13 protein-coding genes are annotated in these 11,832 nt (G+C 46.2%); 6 read left to right on the forward strand and 7 right to left on the reverse strand.

The genetic code is table 11. The features are described from left to right. Positions 1-457 precede the first annotated feature (457 nt). From C7Y66_RS07970 to C7Y66_RS30950, 3 genes are all read left to right on the forward strand, one after another. Positions 458-1,450 carry an RNA polymerase sigma factor, RpoD/SigA family gene (locus C7Y66_RS07970; protein ID WP_015154107.1) on the forward strand — a complete coding sequence of 331 codons (993 nt, stop codon included), beginning with the start codon at positions 458-460 and terminating at the stop codon, positions 1,448-1,450. A gap of 510 nt (positions 1,451-1,960) precedes the next feature. Then, a complete protein-coding gene (locus C7Y66_RS07975; protein WP_106545146.1) occupies positions 1,961-2,539 on the forward strand; it encodes a hypothetical protein in 579 nt (192 codons plus the stop codon). A gap of 36 nt (positions 2,540-2,575) precedes the next feature. After that, positions 2,576-2,719, forward strand: a complete 144-nt coding sequence (locus tag C7Y66_RS30950) for a hypothetical protein (protein WP_158265885.1) — start codon at positions 2,576-2,578, stop codon at positions 2,717-2,719. Between the two features lie 12 nt (positions 2,720-2,731). Here the strand turns inward: C7Y66_RS30950 and C7Y66_RS07980 are convergent, their stop codons facing one another. The 5 genes from C7Y66_RS07980 to C7Y66_RS08000 form a co-directional block, all read right to left on the reverse strand. Further along, positions 2,732-3,223, reverse strand: coding sequence for a DUF192 domain-containing protein (locus C7Y66_RS07980; protein WP_106545147.1), 492 nt, complete (start codon positions 3,221-3,223; stop codon positions 2,732-2,734). Between the two features lie 85 nt (positions 3,224-3,308). Beyond that, positions 3,309-3,992: a response regulator transcription factor NblR gene (nblR, locus tag C7Y66_RS07985; RefSeq protein ID WP_106545148.1), complete on the reverse strand. Its 684-nt coding sequence runs from the start codon at positions 3,990-3,992 to the stop codon at positions 3,309-3,311. Between the two features lie 73 nt (positions 3,993-4,065). Further along, entirely contained in the window at positions 4,066-4,983 is a 918-nt protein-coding gene (locus C7Y66_RS07990; protein WP_106545149.1) for an NAD(+) kinase, read from the reverse strand. Between the two features lie 184 nt (positions 4,984-5,167). Beyond that, on the reverse strand, positions 5,168-6,148 hold the full coding sequence (locus C7Y66_RS07995) for an SDR family oxidoreductase (RefSeq protein WP_106545150.1): 981 nt from the start codon (positions 6,146-6,148) through the stop codon (positions 5,168-5,170). Positions 6,149-6,333: 185 nt separating this feature from the next. Continuing rightward, a complete protein-coding gene (locus C7Y66_RS08000; RefSeq protein ID WP_106545156.1) occupies positions 6,334-6,444 on the reverse strand; it encodes a PetM family cytochrome b6-f complex subunit 7 in 111 nt (36 codons plus the stop codon). 219 nt (positions 6,445-6,663) lie between these two features. Between C7Y66_RS08000 and pdxA the strand changes: the two genes are divergently transcribed. Both pdxA and C7Y66_RS08010 read left to right on the forward strand, forming a co-directional pair. Further along, positions 6,664-7,887, forward strand: coding sequence for a 4-hydroxythreonine-4-phosphate dehydrogenase PdxA (gene pdxA / locus C7Y66_RS08005; RefSeq protein ID WP_106545151.1), 1,224 nt, complete (start codon positions 6,664-6,666; stop codon positions 7,885-7,887). A 93-nt stretch (positions 7,888-7,980) separates the two neighbouring features. Then, on the forward strand, positions 7,981-8,493 hold the full coding sequence (locus C7Y66_RS08010) for a hypothetical protein (RefSeq protein WP_015154099.1): 513 nt from the start codon (positions 7,981-7,983) through the stop codon (positions 8,491-8,493). Positions 8,494-8,528: 35 nt separating this feature from the next. Here the strand turns inward: C7Y66_RS08010 and C7Y66_RS08015 are convergent, their stop codons facing one another. Together C7Y66_RS08015 and C7Y66_RS08020 are read right to left on the reverse strand one after the other, a co-directional pair. Further along, a complete protein-coding gene (locus tag C7Y66_RS08015; protein WP_015154098.1) occupies positions 8,529-9,728 on the reverse strand; it encodes a homocysteine biosynthesis protein in 1,200 nt (399 codons plus the stop codon). 292 nt (positions 9,729-10,020) lie between these two features. After that, positions 10,021-10,275, reverse strand: coding sequence for a hypothetical protein (locus tag C7Y66_RS08020; RefSeq protein ID WP_015154097.1), 255 nt, complete (start codon positions 10,273-10,275; stop codon positions 10,021-10,023). A 241-nt stretch (positions 10,276-10,516) separates the two neighbouring features. Between C7Y66_RS08020 and thrC the strand changes: the two genes are divergently transcribed. Further along, a complete protein-coding gene (gene thrC, locus C7Y66_RS08025; RefSeq protein ID WP_106545152.1) occupies positions 10,517-11,611 on the forward strand; it encodes a threonine synthase in 1,095 nt (364 codons plus the stop codon). The last annotated feature ends 221 nt before the right edge of the window (positions 11,612-11,832 follow it).

Below are 11,832 nucleotides of genomic sequence, written 5' to 3' on the forward strand. Positions count from 1 at the left end.
GCAGTTCGGATATCCGGAACCTGCGGCAGGGGGAGTGATGTCATCATATATAACATACCCAATAAAAATGCTTTTGGTCGAAGTGGATAAGCGAAACACTGCGCGAGATTGCCGGAATGGTTCTAGTGTAAGCCCAAAATAAGGCTTTACGTAACCTGGGATCTATTCTAAGATGAGAGTAAGAGTAAACTCATACTGACTTTAAGTTATTGGCAGAGATAGGCAAACGGAGCCAAGCCCAGATAGAGACTAAGGGTTTGCTAACCACTTATCAATTCTGAACCGATCGATCTCGGCGGTAGGAGAAACTTTCTAAAATCAATCCACGTCTCTACATCTTCCGTCAGATGTTAATCCCAATTTACTCGGATAACCTCCAAGTAGGGATAACTGATTACTTCTTGCAGCCGTCCAGCCATTAAGCATTCGTTTTGTTTACGGAGTAGACAACGCACAAATGCCCACCGAAAACACCACCACAACCACCACCGAAAATAACAATACCAGATTCACGGCTGATATGGTACGTACCTATCTGCGCGAGATCGGGCGCGTGCCATTGCTGACTAGGGAACAAGAAATTGTCTACGGCAAACAGGTACAGCAAATGATGGCGCTGCTGGATGCTAAGGAAGCTTTAGTCAAGAAGCTACGCCGCGAACCAACTATGGAAGAATGGACGGCTAAAGTCAACACGTCAGAAGCCGAACTCAACGACCTCATCCGTAAGGGACAGCGGGCTAAGCAAAAGATGATTGAAGCTAACCTGCGGTTAGTTGTCGCGATCGCCAAAAAGTACCAGAAGCGTAACATGGAATTCTTGGATTTGATCCAAGAAGGAACAATGGGTTTGGAACGCGGAGTCGAAAAATTCGATCCCATTCGCGGTTACAAGTTCTCCACTTACGCCTACTGGTGGATTCGTCAAGCGATTACTCGCGCCATTGCCCAACAAGCACGGACGATTCGTTTGCCCATCCATATCACCGAAAAACTTAACAAGATTAAGAAAGTGCAGCGCGAACTAGCACAAACCTTAGGACGCAGCCCGAATGCGGTTGAGATTGCCGAAGCGCTAGAGTTAGAACCAGCCCAGATTCGGGAGTATCTTAACCTTGCCCGTCAACCAGTTTCATTAGATGTCCGCGTCGGCGACAACCAAGATACAGAGTTGCAAGACTTACTGGAAGATGACGGCATATCGCCGGAAAACTACATGACTCAGGAATCTTTGCGTCAAGACTTGGATACCCTGCTGTCAGAGTTAACTCCACAACAGCGAGAAGTCTTGAATCTACGCTTTGGCTTGCAGGATGGCAATGAACTTTCTTTAGCTAAAGTTGGAGAAAGACTCAATCTCTCCCGCGAAAGAGTTAGACAACTCGAACATCAAGCTTTAGCGCACCTGCGTCGTCGTCGTGCCAACGTGCAAGAATACATCGCCAGCTAAATTTAGTAGAGGCGCAGTGTATCGTGCCTCTGTAGATTTTTAGCCTGCTGACTTTTGACTTCTGTACGGGCGGGTTTTGAGCAAAAATTGACGGCTTTGGTGGTCGATTGATTGACTAAACCCGCCCCTATCTCTGTCTCCACGTACTAGTGCTTTTGTTTGTAATTTAGATTACAATCTATTTAGGTGGCGCTAGTATAGTTAACAGTATTCATCCCATGTAAAGGTTGTACGTGCTTGTAAAATCTTTACTCTACAAACAAATATTCGCTCTATAGCAAGAACGCCTCCCGGATTCAGGAGGCATTTTTGTCTGTATGAAGAAAGTAGAAACGTAAGTCAAACTCATACTGGTAAAGGTTTTGAATTGAATTCCCTTGTTTGCTAGTTATACCTAGCAGGAAAGAAATTTCAGACCTTTGAAAGAACCAGTGACGGTTAGTAATTATCTATATTTTCTTTAATAGCTGCTGCCAATATTATATATAGAAGCCCCTTAAAGGAGGCACAGTGAAGAATTCTATTTGTTATATTTGCGATCGCTTCAATCATAAACTCGGGCAGCTAAAATTTGTGCTATCTGCTGTAGTAACATTTATAGCGCTCGATCCTACAGCAGCTACCAGTAGCGATCGCCAGCTCGATCCCCTCGCTTCAAGAGTGACATCCACTCCGGTTAAAATTGCCAAAAAAGATAGCGCTCTCAATTCCAAAGGAAAGCTACCAACAGCAGACGGAATATATTTATACGGTCAATCACCCCAAACAAATCAGCTCGGACAAGAGTATATGATCTTTGAAATGCAACAGGGTAAAGTGACTGGAGCATTGTATTTACCACAGTCAGAGTTTAGCTGTTTTGAAGGTTCTCTAAAATCAGATCGACTATCTGTAACAGTTGCCGCAGATGCTACTTCTGAAGCTGATGCGGCACAAGTAGCTGCGGTAGGTAATTCACAAATAGAAGATGATTACAGTCAAATATCATCTCCCTATGCAGTAGGGTTGCAAAACTATTATCAATTACAAAATATTACTGACAACGATCGCCGCATTCTTACTGCTTGCCAGCACAATAATCGACAATGATTCGCTACTGAATTGAATTTATATTTAAGCTCGAATGTGTTAAAACAACTGGATTTTGCCATGCGATCGCCTAACACAAAAATAGCTGCAAAACTGCTTTTGCGCATAGTTAGTGGAATTCTTATTTTAGTTCTAGCTTGTCTGTGGTTGCTCTTAACAGCAAAGCCAGCGTTGGCATAGTTTGAGTTATGCTCAATTGAGATACTGAATTTCAACGCGATCGCCGACTTTCAAGCCAATTTGAGCCGTCATTCCACTGCGGAGTTCGAGAACTTTGTCGATTTCGGTATCAGTGCCGTAGGTTGGACAAGTCGTCGTTTTACACGGAGGAACATCAGCCGCGATCTCTATGACTCGTCCTTCCCGTAAAAAAATCATATCGAGGGGAATTAGAGTATTCTTCATCCAAAATCGAGTTGGTTGCGGCGACTCAAAGACAAACAACATACCTCGGTTATCTGCCAAACTCGTACGATACATTAATCCGGTTTGCTGCTGCTGTGGTGTTTTCGCAACTTCTAACTCAAACCTCCGTCCCGCGATCGTGGCATAAGCTGAAATTGGTAAGTTTTGTCCTCTCACCTCTTTTGCTGGCGCTTGAACTACATGCATTGGTTCTGTGGCGATTATCGGCGTACATCCTAGCAACAGAAAACTTATTACTATTCCCAGCCATTGATTCATAGAGCGGTCATTGGTTATCAGTTATCAGTGTAGAGACGTTACATGTAACGTCTCTACACAGTTATCAGTCACTTACGACTTCTCACTAAGCTTCTCGCAACACGTATCCAACACCGCGCACGGTTTGAATTAATCGCTTTTGTCCTTCATCTTCGAGCTTGAGACGCAAGTAGCGAATGTAAACTTCAATCACGTTAGATTCGCCCATAAAATCATAACCCCAAACATTTTCCAGAATTTGCTCGCGCGTTAAGATTTCTCTAGGATGCTCGATCAGATACTTAAGCAGTTCAAATTCTTTCATTGTTAAATCAATAGCACGTCCGTGGCGCAAAGCTCGACGAGTTGCCAGATCTAAAACTAAATCTCCAAATCTTAACTGTTCTGTACCAGCAGGATCGGGATGCAAATAGAGCCGAACGAGCCGTAAAAAATCTTCCGTGCGGTAGGGTTTGAGAAAGTAATCATCTGCTCCTGCTTCCAAACAAGCAACGCGATCGTCAACTGTATCGCGCGCCATCAAGACTAATATTGGTACGTGCGTACCCATCCGCCTCAAACCAGTACAGACTGTCAATCCCGATTCTACCCCCAACATTCGATCGATCGCGATTAAATCTGGTTGGCGATCGCGACTGCGATCGATTCCCGTTGCAGCGTCGTGAACTACAATCGGTTCGTAGCCAGATTCTCGCAGATCTAAATTTAACTGCGCCGCCAAGCTTTCATCTGGCACGATCGCTAATACACAAGGGCGATGTTCGTTCATAGTTTGTCATTGGTTAATAGTTAATGGTTAATTGCCAACGGCAATTAACCATTAACTATTAACAATTAACCATTTAAGGTAATTCTACCGAAGTTGGTTTTGCAATGTGAGGTAAACCCCAGCCCAATTTCTCTCGTAAAATGCGGAAAAACTCTGGCGGTTGCAGGCGAACGAACTTAGCCGAGTAGGGCGATCGTTCCAAGTATACTTTGTCTTCTGGAAAGACATAGCAGCCGCCATTGCCATCTACCACCATAACTAACCGCGTCGCGCCAGCGGGATAGACTGTCACAGGTTCGCTATCGGGAAACACTAATGCTCGCGAAGCCAGAGAATGAGGACAAATGGGTACGAGTTGCAGTACTGGTACTCCTGGGGTGACAACGGGACCTCCGGCACTCAGCGAATAAGCGGTCGAACCAGTTGGCGTAGAGACGATCACTCCGTCAGCTGCGATATCGACTGGCGCATGACGACCTACAGCGATTTCAAAATGGCACATACACGTCAATGGTTCTCGGTGTAGCACCATTTCGTTTAAGCATAGAGCTTCCCATAGTACGCCTTCGCCACGCAAAACTTTTACGACTAGCATGGCTCGTTCTTCAACTTCGTACTCGCCTGCTAAAACTTTTTCCAATGCTTGGGGCAATTGATTCAAGTAAGCTTCGGTTAAAAAGCCCATGTGACCCGTATTGAGAGACAGCATGGGAATGCCACTCGGAGCGACCAAGCGCGCTGCCGCAAGCACCGTACCATCTCCACCCAGCACGAACGCCAACTTCATCTCAGAATCAAAACCAGGTGGTGTCAGTCCTTCAATAGGGGTGTGACAGACAGGACTTTCGGGATTAGAATACCCTAACATTCCTCCCACGCCAGTTGTCATACAAACATCCCAGCCAGCAGCGATGAGTTTATCACTCAGCTCAGTAGCAACCCGCTGTGCTATGGGTTTAACGTCGTTATAAATAATGCCTGCTTTCGGCACGTTTGTAGTCAAGGTTGCAGCACTTTAGCTAGATCGTTGCACATTTTTTCGTTACTTGTCATACCCTTCGGGAAGGGCTATTCTTCGAGAAGCCACCCTTCGGGTGTCTACGCCCTACTCATTTGTCATTCGTCAATTGTTTAACACTCATGAGCTGTGACAGATGACTGATGACCAAATGGTACTAGTTACTCTTTTTAACGGGGATTTTGGCTGTTTTTTTCTTAGTTTTGTTTTTTTCGTATTCCAATTCCTTGAGTTTTTTCAGCATCCGTCCGAAGTATTCTTGCAAGTAGCTTTCTAAAGTCGTCGTCTCTTGGGGATCTAACCCAAAGGTCTGATAGACTTCATCCATAGGAGCTGTCAGAGGTACGCCAGTTGCGAGTACTTCAGCAAATGCTAAACGATCTGCAACATTCCATCCCCATTGGAAGAACCGCGTGACGTGCCGCATCGTGCGCAAAAAGTTGACTGGCAAACGAGACACTTTTGCTGGTTTTCCAGTCAATCGCTCGCACAAACTCGTTATCTCTTCTGCACTCCAAGCGCGGGAACCAACTACAGGAAAAGTTTGTTTTTCCGTTGCTGGTACGGAGAGAGCGCGAACGGCAAATTTGGCAATGTCTTGGGTGTCCATGTAGGCAACGGGAGAAGATTCACCCGTCACCCAAATTGCTTGTCCCTCTAAAATCGGAATTGCGTACTGACCGATCAAGCCTTGCATGAAGCCACAAAGCCGCAGGATAGTATAATTCATCCCCGCTTCACTCAAAAATAGCTCCGTACAGCGCTTGATTTCCATCAGAGGCACTTGGGGATATTTCTCTGCTTCTAAAATAGAGAAGAAAATGTAGCGATCGACACCAGCAGCTTTTGCTGCCTGAATCAGCGCTACCTTACCATCCCAGTCTATCTGCTTGATACTCAAGCTATCTGTTGCTCTTGCTGTAGCAGCGTCAATCACCACATCCATCCCTTCCAGAGCGGCTGGTAGAGTGTCCGGTTGACTGAGGCTGCCAGAGACAAGCTCAGCGCCCCATTCTTTTAAAAAGGTAGCTTTTTTTTGACTGCGGACGAGACAGCGCACCTTATACCCCTCATCGAGAGCACGACGAGCTACCTGTCTTCCCAAGGTGCCAGTAGCACCGACAATCAAGATATTCATGAGGGATTAGTAACGATTCTTAAGCTTTATTAAAAGAATGGTAACAAAAATCGGTTTATTAAGAAAGGTTACGAAAATTAGTGAGTCGTGAAAAGAAGTGGCGAGAGGCGAGAGTTGGTAAGTTGTCACTTATCTACTTGTCTTTCTTGTCCCCCGACTCCCGACTCCCGACTCCCAACTCCCGACTACAGAGCTTCTTCTTCATCTCCTTGAATCTTGAGTAGGAGATAACCTAGAACTATACCGACGAAGATTAAGCTGAAGGATAAGATAGCAGCAGTAAACATTTCGCTCATGGCGATAATTCTCCTAACGTGTTGCTTGCTCAAGATTACAGTGAGCCTAGTGTAAAGTATTTTAAAACAATTCGCGCTTGGCTTGGACACTCACCAGTTATCAGCTCTCAGTGGCTAGTGACTAGTGACTAGTAATCTAGATGAAGAATTTAGATGCTAGCCCACTAGCTGCTAACCACTAGCCACTACCCACTCACAAATGACTAATGCACCGCTAGTATGGATATCTCAACGACAACCTACAAAACAAGCGATCGCCCCCGTATTGCAATTGCTATGGGAGATCCGGCGGGAATTGGTGCGGAGGTAATTTTGAAAGCCTTGGCAGACCGACAATTATGGGCAGCTTGTCAAATTACGGTGGTTGGTAACAAGCAAGTCTTGCTGGATACATACGATCGATTGCGTCAAAGCCCCTATTGCCCGCTAGATAGTTATGTCCACCCAGATGAGTTGAACATTCTTGAGGTGGAAGTTGTGAGGAAAATGGTAGGCGCAGTCAAGCAGGGTACGGGTAATGCAGCTAGCGGAGCGATGAGTTTTGCTTATTTAGAAACTGCGATCGCCCGAACTCTGGTAGGAGAGTTTCACGGGATCGTGACAGCACCGATTGCCAAATCAGCATGGAAAGCCGCAGGATACGATTATCCAGGGCAAACAGAATTACTTGCCGAAAAAGCTGGAGTCGAACGATTTGGGATGCTATTCGTCGCGCGATCGCCTCATACTGGCTGGACGCTACGCGCTCTCCTTGCAACCACCCATATCCCCTTGCGCCAAGTCTCAGAGGCACTCACACCGCAATTATTGACTCGCAAGCTAGATCTGCTAGTGGAATGCTTACAACGGGATTTTGGCGTAGAACAACCAAGAATTGCGATCGCGGGTTTAAACCCTCACAGTGGCGAGCAGGGACAACTGGGACGAGAAGAAGTTGACTGGTTAAATTCTTGGTTAGAAACAGAACGTCAAAATCGCCCCAATCTTCAATTAGAAGGCTTGCTACCACCCGATACTATGTGGGTTAAGCCAGGGATGGCGTGGTATGGGAAGGGACTAGGGAGCAGGGGGCAGGGAGCAGGGGAGACTAGGAGACTAGGAGCAGAGGAGACTAGGGGCAAAGGGGCAGAGGAGCAACTACCAATTACCAATTACCAATTACCAATTACCAATTACCATCCTGCTGATGCATACTTGGCACTTTATCACGACCAAGGACTCATTCCAGTTAAGCTAATGGCGTTCGATCGCGCTGTTAATACTTCCATCGGTCTTCCCTTCATCCGCACTTCTCCCGATCACGGCACGGCTTTTGATATTGCTGGCAAAGGTATTGCTGATGCAACTAGCATGAAAGCCGCAATTCAACTCGCTACAGAATTAGTCCACACCAGAAACAGCGCCACACCGACTACCAACTACCAATTACCAATTACCAATTAGTTAAGATACATCCTAAGATAGATGCCACGGTTTTGTAATCTACCAACAGTCTGATAGTATTTATCGCGATCGCAGTAGATTATCAAAGAAATCATGAGCAATCAACTTCGTAACCTACTAATCGGCGCTGGAGTCGCTGCTGTTGGCGCAATTGGCACTAAAGTAGCGGTTGACTATTTCAAGAATCGCGGTCAAGAAGAAGTCGTAGATGCCAACCAAGGCGATGCTGAGGCAACCTCGGCTGAGGAAGTGGCTTACGCAACTGTAGAACCCAGTTCCGTTCAAGCATTTCTCGATAAAAGTTTTGGTACTCCTGGTCGTTACACGCCTAATCGCCCGCCAAAAGTATTTGATTATCAGGGTAAGCAATACATGGTGATTTGGGCTTACGATAACAAACAGCAAAAAAATCAAATGCTGGCTTTTATCTACACGGGTCAAGGTCGTGACATGATTGCCAGTGTGGGATACACTGCTCAGAAAACTGACTACAATCTCGAATTAGCGAACACGCCTTTTGTGATTGAAGTCAATGGCAAACAAATTAAATCGGGACAGTCGGAAACCAGCGGTACAAATGATGTCGATTTTGTACTAGCGGCATAGCACTTTGAAATTTGACGATTTGCTAAATACCCCTACTAAAACTCCGTCCACCGATCTTGAGGGAGGAAGGAACGTTCTTGAGGAATCGGTGCAACTGGTTCGGTGAGGGTAAATGTTCCAGCCTCAATCCATTGTTTCAGCTCCCTGGCAACTTGCCGCGATAAGGCTATGCTTGCCAAGGGAGCAACTCTGACAGACTTACCATCGATCGCCATCCGTCCAGATTTGAGTTGAGCGTAGCTAACTAGCCCAAAAGTCGGACGCACGCGGCGGGGGATGGAAAAGTCTACAATCGGTGCAACCAGATCTCTATCTTGCACGGCACAGTTAGCGACGACTGCTTCAGTTAAAACTGGTAAGGGTACGCCCACACCCAACATCAAAGAAGGACCGTAGCTTTTGAAATAACAACCGCGCACCCACTGAGGATTCATTTGCTTGGCATCGCCGATCAGAGCTAAAGTGGCGGCGGGACCGATGGGGGTTTGATTCGGTAAGCGTTTTTGGAGGGGAAAATGCTGCGTCCCTTCCCATGCGATGTAACCAACACCGCCACCTAAAAATATGCGCGTACCGATGCCAATCAGTTGCAAGTCTGGGTCGTTGAATAAAGGGGAAATAGCGCCAGGGTTGGAATAAACCGCATTGCCTAAGCGAGGTTGCAAAGGACCGAGATAGGTAAACAAGGGGCGATCGCCACCATTGACACCAACGATAAAATTTTGATAGAGATTGCGGGGATTAAATAAATAAAACTGATTGATCGTCTCGCGGCTAATTGTTGTTTCAAAGTTAGCTCTGGGGTAGCAATCCGTTACCTGTCCTACAGCACGCAACTGGACTGTTTTACCAGCAATTAAGTCAGCAATAACGTGTCCGCCACCTTTAACTATCTGCGTTTTAGGTTCGCTGACACTCAGGCGAGATTCTTCCCCGTCTGCGGCTTCAGCTGCCTGCGTTGCGCCTAAATATAAATCCACCGCCCCGAAACCAGAGTAAGCGGGTACGCCATCTAACCAGCAGCGTCGAATTTTAATTGGTGGATCGGTATGCCCCAGGTTAATTATCGCTCCCGAAGACTCCATTGGCTCAAATGTGCCAGTGGTGACGACATCAACTTCTTTGGCTGTTTGGGTAATGCCTACCTCTACCACCCGTGCTTTTAATTCTTCTACCGTTAAGACAACAGCATGTTTGCGGCTAATTTTATCGTTAATTTCAGCAAGCGATCGCATTTGACAGTGACCAGTGACCAGTGACCAGTAACCAGTTATCTAACAATTAACAACTAACAACTCTTAAATCTTTGATTTATCAAGACTACGCTAGAAAAAACGATCGCGCTACCTAGCAACGATATGAGCGTAGGTACTTCGTTCAACCACATCCACCTTTTCTATGAATCTAACGCAAATTACCCTAACAGCATACTGAACAAGCACGTATATGACGAAGGAACGAGAAATATTGATTCCTCGCCCGTTTGCCAAATGGCAAATACGCAATCTTGAAACTACAGGTTTGAAACTACAGGCGTTCTGTAACTGCTAACTCTTCTGACAATTCCGAGTTCTGCTGCTTCATACTTTGTAAATGTTCCAACAGCGACTCGATTTCTGCTTTGAGCTGGAAAAACTCGACCAGCCGCTCTTGCTGGTAAGGTGGTTTTTTGATCTCTCTTGCTGGAGTGCTGTGAGTCGATGCATCCGAGCTTTCGATCGCAGCCTGATAAGAGCCAATTGTTACTTGAGCGCGGGTTACACTTGATGAACTGGTTGACATCTGAAACTCAGTAGTTATATTTGCCTACTCACACCGATTCCAATATTCTATATCGATCTGGGGGCGACCACAAAATTAAACTGTGGCGGTTTTAGAACTGGCAATTGGAAGTTGATGATGTGAAGCAGCTACCATCAGGTTAGACTAGAGATAAGAAGCTTTACCTCTGCCTCGTGCAGGATAGCTTTTTGGTTATAAAAACTACCCTTTTTGCATTCCAAATCTGTTGCATTCCGAACCCGTGACTCTAAGCCTGTCTGCTAATACATCATCAAATTGCCAAAATTGGTCTGGACTGATAGAAACATATCGGCAATATTTGCCTGTTACCGACCAAACTCCAGTTGTAACTTTATTAGAGGGGAACACACCCCTAATTCCCGCCCCTGCGATCGCGGCTCAAATTGGCAGACAGGTGCGCGTACTCGTTAAGTATGATGGATTGAACCCCACGGGTAGCTTCAAAGACCGAGGCATGACGATGGCAATCTCCAAGGCAAAAGAAGCCGGAGCCAAAGCTGTCATTTGTGCCAGTACGGGCAATACCTCAGCATCAGCAGCAGCTTACGCGCGACGCGGCGGAATGCGAGCTTTCGTCTTAATTCCCGATGGCTACGTCGCTCTAGGAAAACTAGCACAAGCTTTGCTGTATGGAGCAGAAATACTAGCAATCAAAGGCAACTTCGATCGCGCCCTAGAAATTGTGCGCCAGATGGCAGAGACTTATCCAGTGAATTTGGTGAATTCGGTCAATCCCTATCGTTTAGAAGGGCAGAAAACCGCAGCATTTGAGATTGTTGACAATTTAGGCAACGCCCCCGACTGGTTGTGCATTCCCGTAGGCAATGCAGGAAACATCACTGCATATTGGATGGGATTTTGTCAATATCATAGTCTAGGGAAGTGCGATCGCTTACCTAAAATGATGGGATTTCAAGCAATTGGCGCTGCTCCCCTAGTCACGGGACAAGCCGTAACTCACCCTGAGACAATTGCTACAGCTATCCGCATTGGCAACCCCGCCAGCTGGCAAAAAGCGATCGCGGTACAAACAGCTAGTGCGGGAGAATTCAATGCTGTCAGCGATGCCGAAATTTTGGACGCATACCGTTTTCTCGCTGCCGAAGAGGGCATTTTCTGCGAACCCGCCAGCGCTGCTTCTGTGGCTGGATTATTCAAGGTGAAAGATCGAGTTCCTAGTGGTGCAACCGTTGTTTGCGTTTTAACCGGAAACGGCTTGAAAGACCCAGACACAGCCATCAACCACAGCCAAAATACGTTTAAGCAAGGCATTGAGCCGACATTGGACTCGGTAGCAAAAGTCATGGGATTTTAACAGTTATCAGTGACTAGTGGCTGGTGGCTAGTGGCTAGAATTGAGTCGAGGCACTAGCCACCAATCACGAGCAACTCGCAAATCTATCTTCCGTCGCTAGACGAATCTATCAGTTTTGGCAGATGGTGGAATGAATCGTAGCTGCCACGACTACATTAAATGCTATCAACTCGTTTTTTCCGCTTCTTCCGCTATCTCAACTGGAAGACTTTGACAAAAAC

The organism is Chroococcidiopsis sp. CCALA 051 (assembly GCF_003015105.1).
In the GTDB taxonomy this organism is placed as follows: domain Bacteria; phylum Cyanobacteriota; class Cyanobacteriia; order Cyanobacteriales; family Chroococcidiopsidaceae; genus Chroococcidiopsis; species Chroococcidiopsis thermalis.